Genomic DNA, 25,206 nt, shown 5'->3' on the forward strand with positions numbered 1-25,206 from the left:
AATGCATTTTCAGTCAAAAAAAGTCATCCTTTTTTAAATATTTCCCCCTTGTGGAAATGCATGAGAGTGTTAATATGGTTCCGATAAGAAAAAGGAGGGACCAATAATGAGTACGAAAAATGTTATTTTTTCGAATCCGGGTGATGTGATAGATTTTGTAAAGATCGTAGAAAAATATCCTTTTGATATGGATATGAAACGGGGTAGATATATTGTAGATGCAAAGTCCCTGTTAGGTCTTATGAATCTTGGATTTGACCAGAAGATCGAGCTGAAAGTATATGATGAAGAATGCGATGATCTCTGGAAAGAGCTGGATAAATTCGTAGCTGCGTAGGGTTGCAGTTATGTTGAAAAGGACGGACAATAAAGCGTCTGCAGTCTGACAAAAAAGATACCGTGGGAATTTTTAGTGAAAATTTTAGTAAAAATTTCTGCGGGGATGGGATATTGTGTGAGAAGAATCCTCAGCGTATAATAAGAGTATACGTTGGGGAACTTTTTTGTATACCAAAGTATGCAAGAAAAGCCGCCAGTGGCAGGATTTCTGTATTGTTATGCATTCGGAAGAAGCTGTCGGTGGCAGGTACTGTAGATATATAAATATTACGGGAGAGGAAAATGGGAAATGGGAAAAAGCAAAAAAGAAAAACGACAGGCATATTTCTTTGATAATAAAGCACTGTTGGCATTGATCCTGCCGTTAGTGGTCGAGCAGCTTCTGGCGGTACTGGTTGGAATGGCGGATTCCATCATGATCGCAAGCGTCGGCGAGGCGGCGGTGTCGGGAGTATCGTTGGTAGATCAGATTATGGTGCTGTTGATCAATGCATTTTCAGCACTGGCTACGGGAGGAGCAGTCGTTGCGGGGCAGTTCCTGGGACAGGACAGACGGGAAGAAGCCTGTAAGTCGGCAACGCAGATGGTATGGTTTATCACGATCTGTGCAATCGGCATTACAGTGCTTGTATATCTGGGAAAATCCTTTATTTTACATACAGTATTTGGAAAAATCGACCAGGATGTGATGCATCATGCAGACATTTACCTGCTGATCGTGGCGGCATCGATTCCATTCATGGCACTGTATAACGGAGGAGCGGCGATCTTCCGTACAATGGGCAATTCGAAGGTAACAATGCAAATATCGATCATCATGAACGTTATTAATATAGGAGGAAATGCGATCCTGATCTATGGTTTTCACCGTGGAACGGAAGGAGTTGCGATTCCGACACTGGTGTCAAGGATGACGGCGGCGATTATTATAATTGCGCTATTGTGTGATGAGAAACGGACACTTCACATAGAACGGACCTGGCGTTACCGAATTAACTGGGAAATGGTTAAGAAGATTCTAAGTATCGGTGTGCCGAATGGCCTGGAGAACAGTATGTTCCAGCTTGGAAAGATTATCGTGCTCAGCCTGGTATCGACATTCGGAACCTATGCGATTGCGGCAAATGCGGTGTCAAATGCAATCGCATTGTTCCAGATCCTTCCGGGAATGGCAATTACGCTGGCAATCACACCGGTTATTTCCAGATGTGTGGGTGCGGGTGATTATGAACAGGCGAAGTATTATAATAAGAAATTAATGCTCATTACTTATGTCAGTATGACTGCGATGGTATTATTTATATTCTCCTTACTGCCATTTATATTAAATGCATATAACCTGTCCGATCTTACAGCAAAGACGACGGCGGATATCATACATTTCCACGGAATCGGTGCGATATTTATCTGGCCGGTTGCGTTCAGCCTGCCTGCGACGTTCCGTGCAGCGGGTGATGCGAAGGCATGTATGTACATTTCGAGCATATCCATGTGGATCTTCCGAATCGGATTCAGTTACGTGCTTGGAAAATATATGGGAATGGGTGTATTCGGTATCTGGGTTGCGATGGTGATCGACTGGGTATTCCGGGCAATGTGTTTCGTGATCCGGTATTTCAAAGGAAGTTGGAAGAAAAATGCGATTGTATAGGATAGAAAACGTTTGTCAGCAGATAGTTGCTAGTTATGATAGAAAAAGTCTGGTTTATCGGAGAAAAGATAGAAGTCCCTTGTAAAAACGGGACTTCTATTTTATAATAAAGGTTAGCCATATAGAAAACAAATAGGAGGAAGTTCTTGTGAAAAAAGAATTAGTAATTGTCATTGACTTTGGTGGACAGTACAATCAGCTGGTAGCAAGACGTGTCAGAGAATGCAATGTATATTGCGAGATCTACTCATATAAGACAGATATTGAGAAGATCAAAGCTATGAATCCTAAGGGAATCATCCTGACAGGCGGACCAAACAGCTGTTATGAAGCAGATTCCCCGACATATAAAAAAGAATTGTTCGAACTTGGTATCCCGGTTCTTGGATTATGTTACGGTGCACAGCTTATGATGCATGTACTTGGAGGAAAGGTAGAATCCGCTCCGGTACGTGAGTATGGTAAGACAGAGGTGCTGGTAGATAAGAAAGATTCCAAGATTTTCGAAGGTGTATCTGAGAAGACCATCTGCTGGATGAGCCATTTTGACTATATCTCACAGGTTGCACCTGGATTCGAGATCACAGCACACACAGCAGACTGCCCGGTCGCAGCAGCTGAGAATACAGAAGCTGGATTATATGCGATCCAGTATCATCCGGAAGTACTTCACACAGCAGAAGGAACTAAGATGTTATCGAACTTCGTATTAGGTGTCTGCGGATGTGCAGGCGACTGGAAGATGGATGCATTCGTAGAGAATACAATCCGGGAGATCCGCGAAAAAGTCGGCGACGGAAGAGTACTTCTTGCACTGTCAGGCGGAGTAGATTCTTCAGTGGCAGCAGGATTGTTATCCAGAGCTATCGGAAAGCAGTTGACATGTGTATTTGTCGATCATGGTCTTCTCCGTAAAGACGAAGGTGATGAAGTAGAAGGTGTATTCGGACCAAATGGACAGTTCGACCTGAACTTTATCCGTGTAAATGCGCAGCAGAGATATTACGATAAATTAGCCGGAGTAACAGAACCAGAAGCAAAACGTAAGATCATCGGTGAAGAATTCATCCGTATCTTCGAAGAAGAAGCCAAGAAGATCGGTGCTGTAGACTTCCTCGCACAGGGAACCATTTATCCGGACGTTGTAGAAAGCGGACTCGGTGGAGAATCCGGAGTGATTAAATCTCACCACAATGTAGGTGGACTTCCGGAGCATGTAGATTTTAAAGATATCATTGAGCCTCTTCGTGATCTGTTCAAAGACGAAGTACGTAAGGCAGGATTGGAGCTTGGAATTCCGGAGAGACTGGTATTCCGTCAGCCATTCCCTGGACCTGGACTTGGAATCCGTATCATCGGTGAAGTCACAGAAGAAAAAGTTAAGATCGTTCAGGATGCAGATGCTATCTATAGAGAAGAGATTGCTAACGCGGGTCTTGATAAGAACATCAACCAGTACTTCGCAGCACTGACAAATATGAGAAGTGTCGGCGTTATGGGTGATGAGAGAACATACGATTATGCTGTTGCTTTAAGAGCAGTAACAACTGTAGATTTCATGACAGCTGAGGCTGCTGAAATTCCTTATGATGTACTGAATAAGGTGATGAGCAGGATTATTAATGAGGTTAAGGGAGTTAACAGAGTATTCTATGATCTGACTAGTAAACCGCCTGGAACGATTGAGTTTGAATAATGTAAATGTTTGTCCGCAAACCTTATTATTCAGTTTTTGTAAAAATGAATAGCCAGAATATGACTAAGGTTCAGAATCTACATAATAGTAGGTTCTGAGCCTTATAATTATATTTTGGAGAATTACGGGTAACATGTAAAAGATATAATATAACTAATATTAGAATATCAAAAAACATATAGCAGGTAGTCTATGAGATTACCTGCTGTTTTTTGTATATGTAATAATATTGATTGTAAAAAAATAAAAGTAAAACATTAAAAAAAATATTTACACACAAACAAAGCAGTGATATCATATAGACATATAAGGGAGGGAAAGCTGTATGTATACATTGGAGGATTTGTTTGATAGACGAAGTCCGGTAGGAACACGTCTGGAACAGATTTTAATGGAAAAGAAATGTACTAAAGCAGAGTTGTCAAAGAAGACAGGGGTTTCCAGACCGACAATAGATAAGGTTTTAAGTGGAACTATTACCAGCAAAAAAAATTATGAAACACATATGTCAAAAATAATGAATTATCTCCAAATAACACCAGATATTTTATTGGGAAATAATGCATGCAGTTCAAATAGAGTGCGTGAAATTCGAAGTATAATAAGAATATCTACAGAAAAAATGGCGAGTGCGACGGGAATTTCTCAGGAAAGATTACAACAGATAGAGGCCGGGGAGAAGGCAACAATCACAGAACTTAGGGAGATTGCGATGCAGCTTCGTACGAGCACTCATGTTATAACAAATCAATACTTTTTTGAACCACAATTTAGTGAAATGGAATATTATATGGATATGAAGGATGCACTTGATGAAATTAGTGGATTTTGGGGACATGTAGGAATCAAGTTATGTGGAATTGACAAATATATGTGGTATCCAATTAACAGTAATACACGAAAGATGATATATAAGGGCATTGATGAAGAGTTAATGGTGATTCCATGTATGAATAATAAGGTATTATTTTTGAACATGTCAAATATAGAAGATATCACCTTAAGTGACTTTGACGCGGATACACCTAGTGGGAAAAATTGGGATGAGCATGTAAGTTGCGGAGAAATTCCATTGGTAGTATATGAGGCACTTGAAGATTATGAAGAAAATAGTCAGGTGACTTTATATAATGATACTGAAAATTCCACCGAACTGTATAAATATCTTATGGAATATGTTCGGAAAAATGGATGGACAGAAGAAGATATTTTTCAGTTGTTAAATACGTCTGTATTTTATTACCTTGATGGAAGAAAGAAAAGTACAATTATTGATTTTTATCAAGACTCAGATGATATTATCGAAACGATAGAGATGGTTTATGGATATGATTTTACTGATATAGAACAAAATTTTATGTTTTATATTGATGCGCACGACGAAACAGAAAACTTTGTAAATTTAAAGGGCATTTCGATGATGGAATTGCCACTGTTGAAGGTGGAAGAAGAAATTTTCAGGAGGAATGATCAATGAATCCAAAAGATGAAGTAAAATTTGAAGATATAAAAAAGTTAGTAAATGCGTCATTGGAAAAATTCTACAAAAATGACAGGGATTTAATTGAAATGTCCAATGAAGAGGACATGATTTCTGAACAATGTATGGTTTTTCATATAGGAAGTTACATGAAAAATAAAATGAATACACTTACTAAGTTTCAATGGGCTGATTTAGATTGTGAATACAATCGGAATATGAATGATCCTAAAATGATGCGTAGTGACAGAAAGATTATTCCTGATCTGGTAATTCACAGAAGACGAAGCAATAGAAATAATCTCCTTGTGATTGAATTTAAAAAGAAAAATGCTGAAACTTATGATAAAGAGAATGACAGAAATAAATTGATGTATTTAACTGATCAAAAGGAAGATTTTAAATATAATTTTGGACTGTTTGTTGAATTGGGCAGTCATGAAGTGTATATGGAAGTTTATCAGGAAGGAAACCTGCAGACAAAGTTGAACTATAGTATCACATATTAGTACTGTACATGGGCAGATGGTTGAATGGAGACAATGGAGCAGAAATCAGAGACGGATGAGTTACTGAAATGTAAGTAAAGTAATCTGGCATAGATAAGGTGTTTCGAGCGGATAAAATAAGCTTCAAAAAAGAAATGAGAAAAAAGAAAAGAGGTCATACCGATGTCACAGAAAAACCATAAGATGACAGATGGTAAATTACTGCAGACGGATAAGAAATACGCTCAGTTAAAATTAAAACAAAAAGAAAAGATTGCAGAATGGATGTTTCAGGTAACCAGAGACTATTATACAAAAAATTACACATTTCCAAATGACAGACAGATAGAAAAAGTGGTGAATATAGTTTATGAAAAAATCGAAGAAGCAGAGATCTGGGTTCCTTATGGAGAAGTGCTCAGGCATTATAAATCTAAAAGGTCAGCTATTAACAGGCGTGTAAGAAAAGAACTGAATGAAAAGGAAGAGAACAGAAACGAGAAAGTCTGTTTTATGAATATGTGTATGGTACAGGATGATAAAGGAAATGTATTGGCGTTGGATAAGGTGAATGACAGTTATACCGGTACAACTTTTCCGGGCGGACATGTAGAACAGAATGAAATATTTCAGAAATCCATAATCCGGGAAGTGTGGGAAGAGACGGGACTTACGATTGAGTCGCCGAAGCTTTGTGGTTTGTATCACTGGCATGAGGACGGTGTACATAGCGTGATTATGTTATATAAAGCAGAAAAATTCATCGGAGAACTGAAAAGTTCTGAGGAAGGACAAGTATATTGGATCCCGTTAGAAGAACTGAAAACCAGAGAACTGGCTACAGGGATGAAATATGTGTTACAGATTTTAGGAGCGGATCAGGTGAATGAGTGTTATATGCATTTGGAATCGGAAGGGTATGTAGGAGATCTGTATTAAAAATAAAAATATAATTTTTCATGGGAAAATCAGACCTTGAAATATGAGCAAAACAACTTGTAGATCAAGGCCTTTCGTTGCCATGGCAAAAGTTTCGACTGTTATATATTGTAGAAGGATTTCCAATAGTATCTCTGGAAATTATTTTTCACTATCAGAAGTAACATTTGATAATGCCTTTGCATAAGCCGTGAGCCGCATTAGTTGAGCCGCGTTTAGAGTTTTGCATGTTTCAACGAGAGAAAATAGCGCTGGAGTGTCACTTTGTTCAACGACTAGTCTATTCGGACTTGAATCTGCAGATTTTCCAATAAGATAATCTGTAGATGTTGAAAAAACTTCAGCCATTTTAGAAATAATCTGTATAGAAGGGTTACGTGAACCGGCCTCGTATCGCAGATACGCAGGTTGAGAAATCTGAATTCTTTTGGCAGCCTCTTGTTTGGTTATCCCTAGTTTCAGTCGACATTCTTTTAATCGTTCTTTATCTAAAATATCCATTGCTTTTACTGATACTCCTACTATGATTGAAATTTTGATATTTATATTTTAGCATAATCAGCTTGACAATACCATTGGTATATGAAAAAAATAATATACCAATGGTATATATGCGGATTCATGAGCAAGATAGTCTGGAAGGTATATACGTAACTGATTGGCAAGGGGTGATAATCATGCCAACAATATTAGTTGATTATGAGAATGTAAAAGGTTCTAATGGATTAAAGGGAACGGATGTGTTATGTAGAGATGACACTTTAATAATCTTCTATAGCAAAAACTGCGGAAAAATACGATATGATTATACAGGAGATTAAAGAGAGTGGCTGTGAATTCCGGGTTATAAAATTAAAAGGTACAGGAAAGAATGCACTTGATTTTTATATTGCGGCAGAATGTGGAATCATTAGTGAAAGAGGAGAAAATGAGATTGCAATCATAAGCAATGATAAAGGATTTCAGGCCGTTATTGATTTCTTTGGAGCGGATCAGAATGCGAATCGGATTCAAATTGTCAAAGCAGGAAATATAGAAAATGCACTTACATTATTTCATGCACCGGAGGATGCAGAGAGAAGAAAGAAAATACAGAATCGAAAATTATTATTAGATTTGTCTGCAGAGAGTGCCCGGATTGAAGAAGGTAACAGAATAAAAAAAGAATTGAAAAATATTCTGACTGGAACAGAATATGAATGCAAATCAGCGGAAATTATTGATTTTGTGAGTGCAAAGAGACATCAGGGGAAGAAAGACTTGTATATGGGAGCACTTCATCAATTTGGCAGAAAAGATGGCAGGAAAATATATCAATTATTAAAGCGTAAAATGAGTGAATGACAGGAATCATAAAGTCATGATTTTTGGCTGTTCTCTATAAGGTCAAGAATAGAATTATCCGATAAATTATGATAGGATGAAGTAAAGACAGATTAGAATTCTGAAAGAGGAGAAATATATGACTAAGGAACAAATTATTGGTGCACTGAAAGCGGCGGCAAAACCATATGAAGAGTATTATATTGATGACGAAGTAGTGGATGCTATAAATACATATTCTAATCCTTACGAATTGGTGGCACCGATTTTAGAAATTATTGCGGACAATCCCTCGGTAGATTTTGGAATGCCGGGAGAACTGGTACATTTTGTTGAGCAGTTCTATAAAAATGGGTATGAAGAACTGTTAATTGCTTCAGTAAGTGAAAAACCAACCCCGCACAATATCTGGATGCTTCATCGGTGTTACAATGATATTAATAATCCACAGCGTGATAAGTTTGCAGAAGTTATTAGAGAATTAAAAAATGAGGAATCGATTTCTGTAGAAATCAAAGATGCTATTGATGAATTTGACTGGGAATAAAATCAATGTGATTGTCTGGCATATGGAGATGAACGGCAATGTAGAGAACTATATGAAAGAGCTTTGGGGTATTATGAAAAGATGTAAAATCCTGAGAGCAGTGGGGACGGATGGTGAAAAAAAGAATAACATTTATGCTGGTTGTAACATTGATATCTGGATGCGGGAAAACATTTCTGAGTAGATTATTCAGATCAGATCACGGAGAGTTTACAGAAATCCTTACAGATTTTCTGGATGCGGCAATCAGAATGATAAGAAGAAAATAGAAAAATTATTTGCAAAAAATGTATCAGGAGAAAAATTTGAAAAGCAACCGGACAAATTTCTTGAATTTTACAGCGAGACAATAAAAGACGGAACTCTTGATAAGGATAGTATTTTAATGAGAGTAACAGGAAGTCAGGACAGAAATTTTTATCGTATAATGGATTCAGGTGCAAAAATAACAAAAGGAAATCAGACTTATTATATTTATATGGAGGTTGTCACGGCGGATAAGGAACATCCGGAAAATAAAGGAATTCAGATTATTGATTTGGCCACAAAGAAGGCGTATAATGACAGATATTTTCTCTGGCATTCGAAAAAAGGAATCTTTACACAGGAGAAAGTCTGTGAAGATTATCGGACGATGCTTATATTCGGAAAATGATTAAAACGATAAGGAGGGATTCTCATGAAAGCAACAGGATGCAAAAAAATCTACAATGCAGAAAATATCATTGAGGCAGAGATGCTGGTAGAAATGCTAAAAGAAAATGGAATTGCTGCATTCACACAGGAACCAAGCTCAAGTGTAGCAGCATATGGAGTTGCCGGATTCGGAGTATACGGCGTTGATATCTGGGCAGAGGCGGATGAAGCAGAAAAAGCAGTGCAGATTATAGAGGAGATTGAAAAATCTCTGGATACAGAGAATGCGGAATAAAAGAATAGAGAGAAATACAGAGAGCCTGCCACTGGCAGCTTCTCCCGAAAACATGACGATGAAAATAAGGGCAGTGTTGATTACAATGATAATCAGCACTGCCCTTGGTAGTATCAGTTCACTTAAATTTCCATACGATAGATATGCAATAACTATACAATAATTATACATTATACCGAATCCAGATCGCATCACTGTCAAATCTCTGCACATTTGTAAGCTTCAGATGTGCCAGCGGATGATCCATGGCGAAGCCGTCGAAGACAGAAGGCATTTCCCGTCTGGCATCGATTCCAGCACCCATCAGGATGCTGATCTCGTCCAGAAGTCCGGCATCCAGGAAACCGGTATTGATTGCAGGACCGCCGACGATACCCATGCGTTCTACGCCGAATTCAGAAGCGAGGATCTCGCAGGCACGTACGAGATCGATCCGTTCTTTTCCGCAGGCAATCCATGAGATATGCTGTCCGTCCAGATATGCCAGATATTCTTTCGTTACCTGTTCACTTGTGATGATCAGGTAAGGCTTGTCCATATCAGAGGCATCCGGCCAGAGAAGCTTTCCCTTGGTATCAACGATAATTTCATAGCCTTTGGCATCAGCTTTTTTAGAAAATCCTTCCTGGGTATATGTTTCAGAATTTTTTGCTTCGAAGAATCCAGGTTCAGCCATCTCAAGTTCCGCAGTGACACGGCCGCTCACGGTAGTCGGAACATTCAGTTCGTCCAGTGTCTTATAATAGTCCTCGACACCCGGAAGCTGGGATGTCATGGCACAGTCGATTCTGCCATCAACAGAAGTCATCATGTGGCAGATAATATATGGTTTGTTCATCTTAGTAACCTCTCTATGATCAGAAAATATTTTGATTAAATATTTGATTTATAATATGTTTATCTCTTTTTTGAATAATTTACAGTTTTCCGCCGTATACCGGGAATCCGCTGCTTTCTCCATAGCTTTCGATATGTTTGAAATTCTTCAGAACTTCCATATCTTCGGCACTAATCTCAAAGTCTACATCGGCATTTGTCTTCATATGTTCTGGATTACCGGTTTTAGGAAGTGAAATCGCACCGAGCTGCAGTGTATAACGGATGCAAAGCTGTGGAACAGATACTCCGTATTTTTCAGCCATAGAGGCAATCTCCGGCTGGTGTAAAATCTCGCCATGAGCGATTGGGGAGTAAGCTTCTACAGCGATACCCTTCTTCTGGCAGTACTCAACAAGTTCCAGAGGAGTGTTGCTGATGTGAAGAAGAATCTGATTTACCATAGGTTTGCTTTGGCATCTTCATAAGTTTTATGCTCTGCAGCAACTTTGGATACAATGAATAATTCTTCTCTCGGAATACCACATGTACGGATTCCTTCGCCGACACCACGCTCATTTCCGTAAGCCTGTGCAGTGTCAAAATGTCTGTAGCCGAGATCGGCAGCAGCTTTGACTGCATCAGCGACTTTATCATCATCGATGAACTATGTTCCAAGTCCTAATTGAGGAATTTCCACACCGTTACTTAATGTTAATTTTTTATTGTACATTTCTAAGATCTCCTTTCAGTTTCTGAGTTCATACTAGCACTTGAAGCGGACTCCAAGTCAATAGATTTTCAGAAAAAGCTTTCAAAAAAAGCTTTCAAAAAAAGCTTGTAAAAAATTTTTTGAAAAATGCTCCGAAAAAATCCCGGTAAATTTACAGGAAGCTGCGGCTATGCCTTTTCCTTAAAAAGTATAAAATTTTAAGAAAGTATGAAGCATAGTTATATACACTTGAGATACCCTGTGTTATACTGTTCTACGTTTCCAAGAATGTAGTATTGAAAACTACATGTAAAATGTATGAGAAATTTATTTTTACAGAACATATAAGTAGAGAGGTAATGGATATGCAGAAGAAAGTGCAGATTGTCAGTGACGGATCGTTGGATCTTTCGCAGGAGATTACAAAAGAGCATGATATAGAGGTTGTGCCATTCTATGTGTCTTTTGACAGTGAGACATATCAGAAGGAAATGGTGGAATTAGGGGTCAGAGATTTTTATAACGAAATGGTGGAACACCCGGATGTATTTCCGAAGTCTTCCATGCCATCGGTGGATGACTTCTATCAGGTGTTCGAAAAAAGTGTGAAAGAGCAGATTCCGGTTATCTGCATCTGTATTACCCGCAAATTCAGCGGTTCACTGCAGTCGGCAACTGTCGCAAAGGAAATGATCGAAGAAGAGTACCCGGATGCAAAGATTACGCTGATCGACTCAACGGTGAATACAGTACTGCAGGGGCTTTTCGTGTTAGAAGCATGCAGACTGCGTGATATGGGATTGGGATATGAAGAAATTGTGGAGAAAATTCTTCCGATACGCGAGACGGGACGGATCTTCTTTACAATCGGAAGTATTGATTATCTGAGACATGGTGGACGAATCGGTAAACTGGCCGGGATAGCTGCCGGAGCACTGGGGATAAAACCGATGATTACATTAAAAGAAGGGGAAATCTTCAGTTCCGGACTGGCAAGAAACCGTATCAAGTCTATGAAAAAGGTTGTAGATATGACGAAAAATTATCTGGACGAGATCGATGCAAAACCTGGTGAATATAATTTTTGCATCGGATATGGTTATGACTATGACGAGGCAGTCAGATTCCGTGAGATGATAAAGGATCTGATAAAAGAACGGCTTGGAATCGATGAGATCGGAATCTACCAGATTGGAGCAACGATTGGTGTGCATACAGGACCGTATCCGCTTGGTGTCGGAATTATTAAGAAGGCAGAAGTTTAAGCAGCTGAAAAGGTTGAATGGGTAGATGGTGGAGAGAAACCGATGCCCATAATCAGCGAAAATAGAATAGGGATAGATAAAGATACCTGAGAAGAGAAATCTTTTCGGGTATTTTTTGTTACTGATGGTAATTTTATACCCCATCTGATGTTATAAACTATAGACATAAAAGGGAAAACAAATCAAAATCATTATTTTTCAAAGAAATGGAGGAACTGGCAATGAAAGGTTTTAACACAGGTGACGGTTACATGGGAATGGTAGATGGCGAATATATCTTATTTGCCAGCGAGGCGGATTATTATGATTATGTAAATGATTAGAAATCAAGGCAGAATTTTCAGAAAAACAAAGAACTATGGAATCTATTTCCAACGCATGTGCTATACTGAACTTAATTAACCAGAAGGAGAAGTTCTATGCAGGTATCAGATAAATTAATCAAGCCATTGACAGAAGCAAAATATTTAAATGCCGACAACGTAAGCAGATACCGCTGTATCATGCGTATCTTTTTCGAGCATTATGAGAAATTAAAATATTGGCTGTATCAGGAAGAGGTCTATGAAGAAATGATACAGGACCCGCTTTTTGCGGATTACAGACCGGAACAGTGCCAGTAGGATCTCACCATGCTGACAGGAAATTCGCATGCATTTGACAATGGAACTGCAGCAGGAAATTTCCTGTATCAGATGATACAGATGGATCTATTTGCAAAGTCGGGAATCCGGGTATATTATGCGGGTGACCTTGACCCGGAAGGAATACTGATCGCACAGAAATTATCACAGTATTATAAGGGAGAATTTCATTACTGGCATATGGAAACGGCGGATTATGAGAAGTGCAGGTCAGAGGAAGTGATATCGCCGAAGCGTATGAAGATACTGGAGCGGATTACGGATGGGAGATTGAAACCGGTGGTGGATAGGATCGAAGAGTATGGGACTGCCGTGTATCAGGAGATGTTGGTGGAGGAGATGTGATTATGCCAAAAGGAACAAATCAAAAGCTAAAATTATACCGTCTCGCACAGATCATGTTGGAAAATACAGATGATGAACACTATATTACCATGCCGGAAATCATGGAAGAACTGGGAAAATACGAAGTGACCGCAGATCGCAAAACAATCTATGCAGATCTGCGTGATCTGTCTGTACTCGGGATCGAGGTAGAGGGCGAACCCATCGGCAACCGCTATCATTACCGCGTAGTCAACCGCCCATTCGAACTGCCGGAATTAAAGCTTCTGGTAGATTCCATCCAGTCTTCCAAATTCATTACAGAGAAGAAGACCAACACACTGATAAAAAAGCTGGAAAAGCTGGTCAGCAAATACGATGCACAGAGGCTGCAGCGACAGGTGTATGTATCCGGAAGAATTAAGACGATGAATGAAAGCATCTATTATACTGTCGATGCAATCCACAATGCGATTTCTGAAAATAAGAAGATCAAGTTCCAGTATTTCCAGTGGAATGTGAAGAAAGAGATGGAACTGCGTCACGGAGGAGCATGGTATCATATCAGCCCGTGGGGATTGTCCTGGGATGATGAGAATTATTATATGATCGGATATGATACAGAGGCGCAGCTGATCAAGCATTACCGGGTGGATAAGATGCTGCATATCCGGATGTCGGATGAATCCCGCGAGGGAAGAGAACACTTCAAGAAGCTGGATATGGCGGATTATGCCAAGAAGAGTTTCGGAATGTTCAGGGGAAAGGAAACGTCTGTAAAGATGCTGGTAAATAACAGCCTTGCGGGCGTGATCATTGACCGGTTCGGTGATGATTCCGGAAGATGAGGATTATTTCCGGGTGAATGTGGACGTGCATGTGAGCAAACAGTTCCTGGGATGGGTATTCTCGCTGGGGGAAGCAGTTAAGATCATTGGACCGGATGAGGTTGTGGAGCAGATGCGGGGAGAGGCCCGGAGGCTTATGGAGCAGTATGGGGAGTAGGAAATGGATTCTAAAATAGCAAAACAAGAACACGATTGTAAACTTGCAAGAAAAATAAGTTGACAATCAAAGCGAAATACGATAAATTGTTAACCATAAACGGAAAGGAAGGTTAACAATTTAATGAACACAAAAACAAAAAAATTATCCACCGTAAGTATGGTATTATGCGGAATGTTCGCAGCGCTGGTTGCCATAGGAGCATTTATCCAGATCCCGGTTCCATATATGGATTATTTCACACTTCAGTTCTTTTTCGTACTGCTTGCAGGATTGATTCTGGGGGCTGATAAGGGAGCAATATCTGTAGGATGTTATGTATTACTGGGACTTGTCGGAGTACCAATCTTTGCAGCAGGCGGAGGAATCGGATACATATTCCGGCCAAGCTTTGGTTATCTGGTCGGATTCATTGTAAGCGCATATGTAACCGGAAAAGTATGCGAAAAGCTGAAAGCAAGTTACAAGAACTATCTGCTTGCCTGTCTGGCCGGATTTGTTGTGACATATGCAATCGGAATCGTGTATAAATTTATAATCTTAAACTTTTATGCACATACACCGGCAACGTTGGGCGTGATCTTTTTGTCCTGCTTCCCATTAGATATGCCTGGAGATTTTGTATTATGTCTGCTGGCAGCCGGTGTGGGACTTAGAATGCGGAAAAGCGGATTTTATCTGAGTTAATAAAAAAGGGGCATGAGATTATGGCAAAAGGAATATTTGTGACGGGCACAGGCACAGATGTAGGAAAGACGTATGTCACAGCATTAATCGTGAAAAAGCTGGCGGATGCAGGAATCCATGCAGGCTATTATAAGGCTGCATTATCAGGTGCAGAGTCCATAGAAGAAAGTGACGCAGGCTATGTAAAGAAGATTGCCGGTATCACACAGGAAGACAGCAGCTTACTGTCATATCTGTATCAAAATGCGGTGTCTCCGCATCTGGCTGCCAGAATAGAAGGGAATCCGGTTGATCCGGAAACGGTAAAAGCAGATTTTGACAGGGTAAAGAAAGCGTTCGATTATGTCACGGTAGAAGGAAGCGGCGGTATTGTATGTCCGATCCGCTGGGATGAAGAACATGAGATCCTGCTGGAAGATATTGTGAAAATGCTGCATCTGAATACTCTGGTGATCGCAGATGCCGGACTTGGCACGATCAATGCGGTTGTCCTGACGGTAGAATACATCCGGAATCACGGAATGGATGTAAAAGGAATCATTCTGAATCATTACTCGGGTGGGGCGATGCAGGAAGATAATGAGAAAATGATCGAGAGATTAACGGGGGTCCCGGTGATTGCCAGGGTAAGAGATGGTGACAGGGAGCTTGAGGTTGATCTGGAAGTGTTGAAAAGGGTGTATGATTGATGATGAGAAGAGGGAATTGACTGCGGTTGATTTCCTTTTTTGATGTATGGAAATAAAAAAGGTGAGAATATTATACCCCACCATCTGAATTATACTATACACATCAAAGGGAATAAAACAGAATTCCGGGAGATAAAAGTAATTATAAGACAACAAATTAAATTCAGATGAACACGTTTTCAAAGCGAAAGGAGCACACACAATGGCAAAAATATTTATCACCCTGACAGGAACAAAACACTACTTCGGAAATGATTTTCTGGAAAAAGGTATGAAGATCAGATTAGAAAAAGAACCGGATAATGAATATGACAAGGAAGCAATCAAAGTAACGTATGAAGGACTTGGGAAGATCGGTTATGTGGCAAATAGTTCGTATACAGTCATCGGTGAATCTATGAGTGCAGGCCGCCTGTATGACAAGATCGGTGACACGGCATATGCGAAGGTGGTATTAGTTACACCGGCAGGAACAATCTGCAAGATTTGTAAAAAGAGTCTGAAAAGTGAACAGGAGGAAACGGCCTGGATTATGCTGTAATAGATATGGAAGAAGTCGTAGAAATATGACTTCTTCTTGTGTGTTAATGGTCAGCGAAGTATAATTAATATTAGGAAATTCGAAACCATACAAATATAAATACACCGGAGAAATACCATGTTCAAAATAATTGAAGGAGATTTCAAAAATAATAAATACAGTAACGAAGAATATCTGGATAACTGGCCAATGTTATATATTCTGGAAAATGGAAAGAAAGCCTATATAGGTGAATCCAATCATGTAAAAACCAGAATGACACAGCATACGACAAATGAAGAAAAGCGAATATTTAATAAGGTCCACTTCATATATTCCAGATTGTTTAATCAATCGGTAACCTTTGATTATGAATCCAAGCTGATTCAGTATATTGTCGCAGACGAATTATTCCAGGTTACGAATAAGAATTCCGGAATAGCAGATAAGCAGTATTATGAGAAAGGAAAATATGATAAAAAATTCGAACTGCTTTGGCGTAAGCTGCAACAAGAAAAACTGGTCAAACATTCGCTGGAAGAAATTGAAAATTCAGATCTATTCAAATATTCTCCATATAAAGAATTGAACGACAGCCAGCGGAAAGCAGTAGAAGATATACTTGCGCAGATTGAGAGTGGAAATGTGAATCGTGTAGTGGTAAATGGAATGCCAGGAAGCGGTAAGACAATTGTGGCGGTATATCTTATGAAATACCTGGCAGACAGCGAAGAGTTTGCCGGGAAAAAGATTGGATTCGTTGTGCCGCAGACTTCGCTCAGAAAGACGATGAAATTCATCTTCCGAAGTATTTATGGATTGACGCCATCACAGGTACTGTCCCCTTCTGATATCACGAAGAAAAAATACGATATCTTACTGGTCGATGAAGCACATAGACTTCATCAATATAAAAATATTTCCTATAGGGGAGCTTTCAAGAAAAGCTGCGAGCGGCTGGGTATGACAACGGATGCAGACGAACTAGACTGGATATTGGAACAATCGAAGTGTGCAGTATTATTCTACGATTACAATCAGGTGGTTGGTCCGTCAGGCATTGATTATGAAAGATTCGAAGAAAAAATGAGAAATCCTTATAAGAAACATACAATATCGTATTTTACTCTTGCAACGCAGATGAGGGTGCAGGGCGGAAATGACTATATTGCATTCATAAAGGATCTATTGGCCGGATCCGCTGACCGGAAGTATCATTCGAAAAAATATGATTTGAAATTATACTCTGATTTTTCAAAATTTGAGAAAGATATGTATGCCAAAGAGGAGGAAGCAGGGCTTTCCCGAATGGTAGCAGGATATGCCTGGCCATGGATCAGCAAAAATGACCGAAGCAAAAAGGACATAGAGATACAAGGTGTAAAACGAATGTGGAATCATTGTACAGAAGGATGGGTTCATACAGGAGAAGCAATCGATGAGGTGGGATGTATTCATTCCATTCAAGGTTATGATCTGAACTATGCGTTTGTTATTCTCGGAAATGATATTGGATATGATAAAACAACAGGACAGATCATTATCCGGCCAGAATGTTATTTTGATAAAAATGGTAAAATAACGGCATCATATGAAGAACTGAAAGAATACATCACAAATGTGTATTATGTGCTGATGACCAGAGGAATCAAAGGAACATATTTGTATGTGTGCGATGATGAATTAAGAGAATATTTTAGTAAATATATCGAAGAGGAAAACTAAGATGACAGAAGAAACAATCAAAGAAATATTAAAATTCAGGGACGACAGAGATTGGAAACAATTCCACAATCCGAAAGATCTGGCAATCTCCATTTCGCTGGAGGCAGCAGAGCTACTGGAAGTATTCCAGTGGAGCGGTGCGGATATCTCAAATGAAGGAAAACAGGAAAAGATAAGAGAAGAACTGGCGGATGTTGTGAATTATTGTGTCTTGATGGCAGATGCCTGCGGACTGGATCTGGATGAGATCGTGCGGGAGAAGATCAAGGTGAATGCAAAGAAGTATCCGGTGGAGAAGGCTAAGGGGAAGAGTGCGAAGTATGATAAGCTGTGATTGAACCGGAGGTATAGAAAATAGTCATTGACAGACATTTATACATGAATTATTATTTTAATAACGCAATGCGTCTGGAAGGTGATTTAATGAGTCGAGGAAAAGAAGTAAAAGAATTACGGGAAAAAATGGGAATGAACAGGAGAGAGTTTAGTGATTATTATGGTATACCGTATCGCACTGTTCAAGATTGGGAAGCTGAGAAGAGAGAACTTCCGGAGTATCTTTTACGTTTGATGAAATATCGGGCGGAAGTGGAATATATGATGAAAAATAAGTCGTAAGACTTATTTTTTTACTGATAATATAACGCAACGCGTTAACTGCGAGGAGAGATAAAATATATATGAAGAAGGAAAATATTATTGACATAATTACAGATGAGGATGGAAGAAAAATAGTTGTAATTACAGATATACGATTTAAAGGGAAGAGAAATATCGATTGGGAAGATGTTGAAAATTATTTGAAGGAATATGTAGGAAAGTGTTATGAAGTTGTTGAAACAGCGGATCAAGTCTTTATTGGAAATGATTTTCCGGCAGAATTAAAAGGATCTGAAGATACAAAACGATTGTGTGGTGCTAATGCAAAAGCCAAAGCAAATGCGACACAGAAAATTCCTACGTTATTGAAATGTGCAACTAACAAACGATGGCAGGAAAATTTTAAGGGGAAGCATAAAGTTGATGCAAAATATGGCTAGTATCGTTTTACAACTAGGTTTGCATTACCTGTTTATAGTAGTGATTTAAAAGAGGTGGAACGATTTAATATATACAGGATAGAAATGTTAATTCGGCATGCAGCCGATGGAAATCTATATTTATATGATATGGTGAATATAAAAAAAGAAACGGAGAGTGTAAAATATTTTGTGTAAATCTCTTAGATTAATGAAAAAATCATAATGATTTACATTAAGTTAAAAAAAATGAATTAGGCTTGAATGGCATGATTGCTGTTTAAGCCTTATTTACTATTTAGCATGAATAAGCAGACATGTCAAGAACGCCCGCTGAAAACGGGCGTTTTTGACCCTTACTCATAGTTGCTTTTTATTCTATTCGAGATCTTCTGGTTGGATTCTGTCTCCAAAATATATGCAGAGCTGATCCAAGGTCTGTCCCCAATCCCATGTTTTTCCAGTCCATTTCTTTGTGATGTCGGTCATGGCAAGATACAGAATCTTAAAAAGCGAATCATCTGTCGGAAAGATGGTTTTTGATTTCGTCACTTTTCTTAATTGACGATTGAAATTCTCTATGGAATTCGTGGTATAAATTAGTTTCCTAATCTCTCCAGGGTATTTGAAATATGTAGAAAGTTGCGGCCAATTATTACGCCAGGACGCTATTGAAGATGGATATTTTCCACCCCAATTTTCTTCCAGCATATCTAACGCTTCTAATGCAAGCTGCTCTGTATCTGCCTTATAAACCAGTTTCAGGTCTTTCATGAAGGCTCTGATATCTTTGTAGGAAATAAACTTAGTGGAATAACGAATCTGATGTACAATACATCTTTGGATTTCCGCTAATGGGAAAACTGCATGAATTGCATCCACAAAACCAGTCAGTCCATCAACAGATACAATCATGATGTCTTCCACACCTCTATTTTTGATTTCATTCAGTACACCAAGCCAGTATTTTGCACTTTCATTACCGCCAATCCACATACCTAAAACTTCTTTTTGACCAGAAAGTCTGATACCTATAGCTACATATACAGCTTTCTTTACCGTTCTATTATCTTCTCGTACATAAAAATGAATGGCATCCATGAAAACGATGGCATATTTCTTCTCCAAAGGGCGATTCTGCCATTCTTTGGCAATTGGAAGAATGCGATCTGTCATGTGAGAAATCATCTCTGCAGATGCATCCACCCCATAGACATTAGAAAGGTGTGTTGATATGTCTCTGGTAGTCATTCCCTTTGCATACATGGACAGAACTTGATCTTCAATGTTAGAAATATCTGTTTGATGTTTTTTTACAATCTGTGGTTCAAATTCACCTCTGCGATCACGGGGAATATCAAGATCAATATCGCCCATCGAAGATGTAACCGTTTTATGGCTGTAACCGTTCCGGCTATCATCTGTCTCCTTATTTTGATAATCATACTTCGAATAGCCAAGTTTCTGATCCATTTCTGCTTCTAGCATTCCTTGCAGGGTATCTCCCAAAAGATCCTTCAACATTTCTTGAACATCTTGAGCATCGGTTGGTTGATAGTGTTCCAATAAGCCGTTAATAAACTCTCTTCTTTCTGGTGTCATTTTTCTTCTTCTTGCCATAAAAATATCCTCCTGAATTAATATTTATTTTAACATCAATCCAAGAGGATACATATCACGTATTTAGTTTACACAGAATTATTTACACACTCAAGAAACGAGCACCCCGCTTAGGCAATAGCCGTACGGTAACAAACCCATTTCTTATATATAATATTAACCTGCTTGTTAACAAAAGTCAACTATAAAAATCAAAAAGATGAAAGTTGTGAAGCTTAACTCAGTACAGTATAATTAATATATCATTTCAATTCAAAACATAATGTAAGGAGCACCCCTATGTCCACACCTCATAAAGAAAAATTAATCCGAGTCTTTCAACTTTTTCAGACTACTGATGAAAAAACACCGATGAATGCTGTGCAAGTAAGCCAGAAACTGGAAGAAGAATACGGAATGGAAAATGTACACCGTACATCCATTTATGACGATGTGCGTTTGTTGCAAAGCTGCGGTTATCCGATTAAGCAGGCAGAAAATTCACATAAAGGATGGTATATGGAGAAACATTTGCTGGAAGACTGGGAAATTAAGCTGATGTTAGATTCGGTGCAACAGGCAAGGTGTGTGTCCGTTCATGATGCGAATGAGATTCGAAATAAGCTGTTAAATCTGACGAGTCAGAGAGGACGAAGCAGATTGATATCATCGTCTCATTTCTGATGGAGTCAGGTGTGCGGATGCTCTTAAATGATATGAAGCGGGCGTTGGACCGGGGCGTGAAGATCCGTATCCTGACAGGAAATTATCTGGGGATCACACAGCCGTCGGCTTTATATCTGATCAAGAGCGAGCTCGGTGACCGTGTGGATCTGCGCCTGTATAATGAAACATCACGCTCATTTCATCCAAAATCTTATATCTTTCATTATGAATCTTCGAATGAAATATACATCGGATCATCGAACATTTCCAAAAGTGCGTTAACTTCAGGAATCGAATGGAATTACAGATTCAGTGATACACTGGACAAAAAGAATTATGAATTGTTCTATGCTACATTTGAAGATCTGTTTCTGAACCATTCGATCATTATAGATGATGAAGAATTAAAACGATATTCCAAGGCATGGAAGAAGCCGGCGGTGTCCAAGGATCTGGCGAAATATGACGCTACAGAAGATGGAGAGGACAGGAATGCTGAAAATGTCCGAATGTTGTACCGTCCGCGGGGAGCACAGATAGAGGCACTATATGCGTTACAGGAAAGCCGCATGGAAGGTGCGGCGAAAGGACTTGTATATGCGGCCACCGGAATCGGAAAGACATACCTTGCTGCATTTGATTCGGCAAAATATAAACGGGTGTTATTCGTTGCACACAGAGAAGAAATCCTTAAGCAGGCGGTGGTTTCTTTCAAAAATGTGCGGAACTCGGCGGATTATGGATTCTTTGACGGAAAAGAAAAGGATAGGGATAAATCCGTTATCTTCGCATCGGTAGCGACACTCGGAAGAACGGAATATTTGAATGAGACATATTTTCCGGCAGATTATTTTGAATATGTGATCATTGATGAATTCCATCATGCGGTTACAGATCAATACCGGAGAATCGTAGAATATTTTCAGCCGCAATTTTTACTGGGATTAACAGCAACACCGGAAAGAATGGACGGAAAAAATATCTACGAAATCTGTGATTATAACGTGCCATATCAGATTTCCTTAAAAGAAGCGATCAACAAAGGAATGCTTGTACCATTTCACTATTACGGCGTGTATGATGAGACGGATTATTCCGGATTGCGGATCGTGAAGGGGCGTTATGATGAGCAGGAGCTGAATCAGGCTTATATCGGAAATGAGAGAAGATATGATCTGATTTACAAATATTATCGAAAATATCGTTCTTTGCGTGCAATCGGATTCTGCTGTTCCAGACAGCATGCAGAAGACATGGCAAAAGAATTCTGTCAGAGAGGAATCGCATCCGCAGCAGTATACAGTGGTGAAAATGGAGCATATGCCGAGGAGCGTAACGAAGCTATCCGCAAATTGAAGAACGGAGAGATTCGGGTGATCTTCTCTGTGGATATGTTCAATGAAGGCATGGATATCGCTTCACTGGATATGGTAATGTTCCTGCGTCCGACGGAATCCCCGGTCGTATTCCTGCAGCAGTTGGGACGAGGACTTCGTCTATATAAAGGGAAAGAATATCTGAACGTATTGGATTTCATCGGAAATTACGAGAAAGCGGGGAAGGCACCGCTGTTGTTAAGCGGAGAGCAGTCATTTAACAAGAAAGGATCCTGTGAGTATCAGGATTTAGAATATCCGGATGACTGTATCGTTGATTTTGACATGCGTCTGATTGATCTGTTTAAGGAAATAGATAAGAAGAAATTAACGCTGAAAATGCAGATCCAAAAGGAATATTATCGTGTGAAAGGACTGTTGGACGGAAAGCGGCCGAGCAGAATGGACTTATTCACTTATATGGATGATGATATTTACCGGTGCTGCGTCAGCGGCAGTCATGCAAAAGAAAATCCATTCCAGCATTATCTTGATTTCCTGTATGAACTTGGTGAATTGTCAGAGAATGAGCAGGAGTTATATGCGGGAATCGGTCGAGAATTCATTCAGACCATCGAAACTACGGAGATGCAGAAAGTGTATAAGATGCCGATCCTTTACAGCTTTTATAATCATGGAAATATCCGGCTTGCAGTTACGGATGAAGAGGTAGTGGAGAGTTGGAAGGAATTCTTTGATACCGGGACGAACTGGAAGGATTTCCCGAATGTGAATACTTATGAGGATTATAAGAAAGTGACGGATAAGCAGCATTTGAGTAAGGCGAAAAGGATGCCGATCCGATTCTTGAAGGCGTCAGGGAAAGGGTTCTTTGTAGAGAAGGATGGATATGCGTTGGCGTTGAGGGATGAGATTGGAGACGTTGTTGGGAATATGGCGTTTGGCGAGCAGATGGGGGATGTGCTTGGGTATAGGAGTTTGGAGTATTATCGGCGGAGGTATGAGAAGAGTAGAATAACGAATGTTAAAATTATTTGTTAAAAAATGATAAAAAGACAAAATGTGACAGTTTTTTAATAGTTATGTGTATTTATATATGGAGGCATTTGATAATATAAGCGTAACTTTTATAGAATAAAATCTACATAAATAAGAACGAAAATGGAGGATGTTAATAATGGAGGATGATAAAACACCAAAAGTATTTATATCGTATTCTTGGAGCAGTGATGAACTTGTATTGGATTTAGCCAAAAGATTGGTTGCCCATGGTGTAGATGTAGTTCTTGACAAATGGGATTTAAAAGAAGGCAATGATAAATATGAATTTATGGAGAGATGTGTTAATGATTCAGAAATCACAAAAGTACTTATAATATGTGACAAGATATATGCACAAAAGGCAAATGACCGAACAGGAGGAGTAGGGGATGAAACAGTAATTATTTCTAGTGAAATATATGGGAATGCAAGACAGGAAAAGTTTATTCCTATTATTGCGGAACGAGATGAAGAAGGAAAAGAATATGTGCCGATTTATATAAAAACAAGAATATATATTGATCTTTCAGATCCAGCCAAATATGAGGAAGAATATGAAAAACTTCTTCGTAACATATATGAAAAGCCACAGTTTATAAAGCCTAAATTGGGGAAAAGGCCAGAATGGTTAGATGAAGAAAAAAGTGATTTTTTTCCCATAAAGGATTTGATTCGTCAAATTCGGGGGAGTAATACAGTTAATAAAAGAAAAAATTGTATATCAAGATTTTGGGAAGATTATGTTGAGGTTTTAAAACCATATTATGTATATAATGTGAATCCGGAAGAAGCATATAATAATTTTTTAAATACAAAACCAATACGAGATATATATTTGGATTTTATGGAATCAATTGTGGAAGTTGAAGATAATTATGCAGAGGTATTAGCAGAAACATTTGAATATTTATATAATAAACTGTCATGTGTAAGAACATTTAATTTGCAAGCAAGTTCAGCATATGAGACAGATTTTGATGTTTATAAGACCCTTTTGTGGGAAGTGTTTATATGTACCATTGCATATTTTCGTCATACAAAAGATTATATGGCAATAAATACATTGTTAACATATACGTATTTTTTAGAAACAAGTTCTTTTGGTGGAGCTATTAAACCAAATAATTATACAGCATTCAGACATTTTAATAAGATTATTGAAAATCAGTATAAGCCAACGTCTGAAATGAAAAACAAATATACATTGATAGGAGATGTAATTTGTAATCAGAGAGAAAAATTTCCAATATATACTTCAGAAGCAATTGCAGAGGCGGACTTATTTTTATATCAGGTTTGTAATGCGTATGACTTAGTTGAAGATAATCAAAATTGGATGGGTATATATTGGTTCCCTGGATGTTACGTTTATGTAAAAAATAAGGGGTTGGAATGGGAAAAAATGAAGTCTCGCAGATATTGTAAGAAAATGCAAATATTATTTGGGGTAGATAATATTGAGCAGTTGAAAGAAAAAATTGCAAAATGTGAATATGATTCAAATATGAAATATTCAGGAAGTTGGGAAGCAGCGCCAGCTATATTAAGTGTGATTAAGCTGGAGGATATTGGAAGTTTAAATTGATTTATAATGAAAATAACGAACATAACATGAAGGACATAAATTGGGGGGAGGAATAATGAGACAAGATTTGTTTAATTCATTAGATGAGTTTTATGAATTTACGGAATTATTGAAAAAATGAAAGAGATTATTTTATTATGTACACCATTGATAACATGTGTGATCAATAATTGCTATG

Annotated in this window: 29 protein-coding genes and 2 pseudogenes; 26 read left to right on the top strand and 5 right to left on the bottom strand. The window is 38.7% G+C overall.

The window, feature by feature from the left end; genetic code table 11:
• Positions 1-106: 106 nt before the first annotated feature.
• From NQ508_RS01405 to NQ508_RS01430, 6 genes are all read left to right on the top strand, one after another.
• Positions 107-337 carry an HPr family phosphocarrier protein gene (locus NQ508_RS01405; protein ID WP_006426898.1) on the top strand — a complete coding sequence of 77 codons (231 nt, stop codon included), beginning with the start codon at positions 107-109 and terminating at the stop codon, positions 335-337.
• 291 nt (positions 338-628) lie between these two features.
• Positions 629-1,990: an MATE family efflux transporter gene (locus NQ508_RS01410; RefSeq protein WP_006426895.1), complete on the top strand. Its 1,362-nt coding sequence runs from the start codon at positions 629-631 to the stop codon at positions 1,988-1,990.
• A 148-nt stretch (positions 1,991-2,138) separates the two neighbouring features.
• Complete coding sequence (gene guaA, locus NQ508_RS01415) at positions 2,139-3,686, top strand: glutamine-hydrolyzing GMP synthase (RefSeq protein ID WP_044919655.1); 1,548 nt, start codon at positions 2,139-2,141, stop codon at positions 3,684-3,686.
• A 325-nt stretch (positions 3,687-4,011) separates the two neighbouring features.
• The gene (locus NQ508_RS01420; RefSeq protein ID WP_006426893.1) at positions 4,012-5,163 is read left to right on the top strand and encodes a helix-turn-helix domain-containing protein; all 1,152 of its coding nucleotides are present in this window, start codon (positions 4,012-4,014) and stop codon (positions 5,161-5,163) included.
• Positions 5,160-5,675 carry a hypothetical protein gene (locus NQ508_RS01425; RefSeq protein WP_006426892.1) on the top strand — a complete coding sequence of 172 codons (516 nt, stop codon included), beginning with the start codon at positions 5,160-5,162 and terminating at the stop codon, positions 5,673-5,675. The genes NQ508_RS01420 and NQ508_RS01425 overlap by 4 nt, the downstream gene beginning before the upstream one ends.
• A 162-nt stretch (positions 5,676-5,837) precedes the next feature.
• Positions 5,838-6,593, top strand: a complete 756-nt coding sequence (locus NQ508_RS01430; protein WP_006426891.1) for an 8-oxo-dGTP diphosphatase — start codon at positions 5,838-5,840, stop codon at positions 6,591-6,593.
• Between the two features lie 141 nt (positions 6,594-6,734).
• On the opposite strand, the gene NQ508_RS01435 is transcribed toward NQ508_RS01430, so the two are convergent.
• On the bottom strand, positions 6,735-7,094 hold the full coding sequence (locus NQ508_RS01435) for a helix-turn-helix domain-containing protein (protein WP_006426890.1): 360 nt from the start codon (positions 7,092-7,094) through the stop codon (positions 6,735-6,737).
• Positions 7,095-7,270: 176 nt separating this feature from the next.
• Here NQ508_RS01435 and NQ508_RS01440 point away from each other — a divergent pair, with 176 nt between their 5' ends.
• The 6 genes from NQ508_RS01440 (at position 7,271) to NQ508_RS01465 (ending at position 9,394) form a co-directional block, all read left to right on the top strand.
• Complete coding sequence (locus NQ508_RS01440; protein WP_155515154.1) at positions 7,271-7,414, top strand: hypothetical protein; 144 nt, start codon at positions 7,271-7,273, stop codon at positions 7,412-7,414.
• Positions 7,395-7,937 carry a PIN domain-containing protein gene (locus NQ508_RS01445; RefSeq protein WP_006426888.1) on the top strand — a complete coding sequence of 181 codons (543 nt, stop codon included), beginning with the start codon at positions 7,395-7,397 and terminating at the stop codon, positions 7,935-7,937. The genes NQ508_RS01440 and NQ508_RS01445 overlap by 20 nt, the downstream gene beginning before the upstream one ends.
• 118 nt (positions 7,938-8,055) lie before the next feature.
• Positions 8,056-8,463 (top strand): hypothetical protein, encoded by a 408-nt coding sequence (locus NQ508_RS01450; protein ID WP_006426887.1) that lies wholly within the window; start codon positions 8,056-8,058, stop codon positions 8,461-8,463.
• A gap of 110 nt (positions 8,464-8,573) precedes the next feature.
• A complete protein-coding gene (locus NQ508_RS01455) occupies positions 8,574-8,732 on the top strand; it encodes a hypothetical protein (RefSeq protein WP_179961024.1) in 159 nt (52 codons plus the stop codon).
• Positions 8,733-8,848: 116 nt separating this feature from the next.
• Complete coding sequence (locus NQ508_RS01460) at positions 8,849-9,118, top strand: hypothetical protein (RefSeq protein ID WP_006426885.1); 270 nt, start codon at positions 8,849-8,851, stop codon at positions 9,116-9,118.
• Between the two features lie 24 nt (positions 9,119-9,142).
• Positions 9,143-9,394: a putative signal transducing protein gene (locus NQ508_RS01465; RefSeq protein WP_006426884.1), complete on the top strand. Its 252-nt coding sequence runs from the start codon at positions 9,143-9,145 to the stop codon at positions 9,392-9,394.
• Between the two features lie 163 nt (positions 9,395-9,557).
• Here NQ508_RS01465 and NQ508_RS01470 read toward each other — a convergent pair whose 3' ends face one another.
• The 3 genes from NQ508_RS01470 to NQ508_RS14205 form a co-directional block, all read right to left on the bottom strand.
• Positions 9,558-10,232, bottom strand: coding sequence for a dihydrofolate reductase family protein (locus NQ508_RS01470; RefSeq protein ID WP_044919652.1), 675 nt, complete (start codon positions 10,230-10,232; stop codon positions 9,558-9,560).
• A gap of 79 nt (positions 10,233-10,311) precedes the next feature.
• Complete coding sequence (locus NQ508_RS14050; RefSeq protein WP_006426881.1) at positions 10,312-10,674, bottom strand: aldo/keto reductase; 363 nt, start codon at positions 10,672-10,674, stop codon at positions 10,312-10,314.
• Positions 10,668-10,874 (bottom strand): aldo/keto reductase, encoded by a 207-nt coding sequence (locus NQ508_RS14205; protein ID WP_334290490.1) that lies wholly within the window; start codon positions 10,872-10,874, stop codon positions 10,668-10,670. Before NQ508_RS14205 ends, NQ508_RS14050 begins: the two co-directional genes overlap by 7 nt.
• Before the next feature lie 413 nt (positions 10,875-11,287).
• On the opposite strand from NQ508_RS14205, the gene NQ508_RS01480 reads away from it, so the two are divergent.
• From NQ508_RS01480 to NQ508_RS01530, 11 genes and pseudogenes are all read left to right on the top strand, one after another.
• A complete protein-coding gene (locus tag NQ508_RS01480; RefSeq protein ID WP_022415625.1) occupies positions 11,288-12,187 on the top strand; it encodes a DegV family protein in 900 nt (299 codons plus the stop codon).
• Positions 12,188-12,606: 419 nt separating this feature from the next.
• Complete coding sequence (locus tag NQ508_RS01485) at positions 12,607-12,810, top strand: DUF2397 family protein (protein ID WP_006426878.1); 204 nt, start codon at positions 12,607-12,609, stop codon at positions 12,808-12,810.
• A 9-nt stretch (positions 12,811-12,819) separates the two neighbouring features.
• On the top strand, positions 12,820-13,176 hold the full coding sequence (locus NQ508_RS01490; RefSeq protein ID WP_006426877.1) for a DUF2399 domain-containing protein: 357 nt from the start codon (positions 12,820-12,822) through the stop codon (positions 13,174-13,176).
• Between the two features lie 2 nt (positions 13,177-13,178).
• A pseudogene (locus NQ508_RS01495) lies at positions 13,179-14,160 on the top strand (helix-turn-helix transcriptional regulator).
• Positions 14,161-14,283: 123 nt separating this feature from the next.
• Entirely contained in the window at positions 14,284-14,847 is a 564-nt protein-coding gene (locus NQ508_RS01500; RefSeq protein ID WP_006426874.1) for a biotin transporter BioY, read from the top strand.
• Positions 14,848-14,867: 20 nt separating this feature from the next.
• Positions 14,868-15,536, top strand: coding sequence for a dethiobiotin synthase (bioD, locus tag NQ508_RS01505; protein WP_006426873.1), 669 nt, complete (start codon positions 14,868-14,870; stop codon positions 15,534-15,536).
• Positions 15,537-15,738: 202 nt separating this feature from the next.
• A complete protein-coding gene (locus tag NQ508_RS01510) occupies positions 15,739-16,077 on the top strand; it encodes an HIRAN domain-containing protein (RefSeq protein ID WP_006426871.1) in 339 nt (112 codons plus the stop codon).
• Positions 16,078-16,194: 117 nt separating this feature from the next.
• Entirely contained in the window at positions 16,195-17,781 is a 1,587-nt protein-coding gene (locus NQ508_RS01515; RefSeq protein ID WP_006426870.1) for a DNA/RNA helicase domain-containing protein, read from the top strand.
• A 1-nt stretch (position 17,782) separates the two neighbouring features.
• A complete protein-coding gene (locus NQ508_RS01520) occupies positions 17,783-18,115 on the top strand; it encodes a nucleotide pyrophosphohydrolase (RefSeq protein ID WP_006426869.1) in 333 nt (110 codons plus the stop codon).
• A gap of 44 nt (positions 18,116-18,159) precedes the next feature.
• Complete coding sequence (locus NQ508_RS01525; protein WP_006426868.1) at positions 18,160-18,399, top strand: helix-turn-helix domain-containing protein; 240 nt, start codon at positions 18,160-18,162, stop codon at positions 18,397-18,399.
• A gap of 62 nt (positions 18,400-18,461) precedes the next feature.
• Complete coding sequence (locus NQ508_RS01530) at positions 18,462-18,821, top strand: hypothetical protein (RefSeq protein ID WP_006426867.1); 360 nt, start codon at positions 18,462-18,464, stop codon at positions 18,819-18,821.
• Between the two features lie 357 nt (positions 18,822-19,178).
• Here the strand turns inward: NQ508_RS01530 and NQ508_RS01535 are convergent, their stop codons facing one another.
• Positions 19,179-20,420, bottom strand: a complete 1,242-nt coding sequence (locus tag NQ508_RS01535) for an IS256 family transposase (protein WP_006426866.1) — start codon at positions 20,418-20,420, stop codon at positions 19,179-19,181.
• Between the two features lie 351 nt (positions 20,421-20,771).
• On the opposite strand from NQ508_RS01535, the gene NQ508_RS01540 reads away from it, so the two are divergent.
• The 3 genes and pseudogenes from NQ508_RS01540 to NQ508_RS01550 all read left to right on the top strand — a co-directional run bounded on the left by NQ508_RS01540 (position 20,772) and on the right by NQ508_RS01550 (position 25,028).
• Positions 20,772-21,083: a hypothetical protein gene (locus tag NQ508_RS01540; protein WP_155115981.1), complete on the top strand. Its 312-nt coding sequence runs from the start codon at positions 20,772-20,774 to the stop codon at positions 21,081-21,083.
• Positions 21,047-23,443 (top strand): annotated as a pseudogene (locus NQ508_RS01545) (DEAD/DEAH box helicase family protein); the annotation flags it as partial. The gene NQ508_RS01540 and the pseudogene NQ508_RS01545, both read left to right, overlap by 37 nt.
• Before the next feature lie 136 nt (positions 23,444-23,579).
• A complete protein-coding gene (locus tag NQ508_RS01550; protein ID WP_155115980.1) occupies positions 23,580-25,028 on the top strand; it encodes a toll/interleukin-1 receptor domain-containing protein in 1,449 nt (482 codons plus the stop codon).
• The last annotated feature ends 178 nt before the right edge of the window (positions 25,029-25,206 follow it).

Origin of the sequence: Dorea longicatena (assembly GCF_025150085.1) — a bacterium.
GTDB classification, from domain to species: Bacteria; Bacillota; Clostridia; order Lachnospirales; family Lachnospiraceae; genus Dorea_A; species Dorea_A longicatena.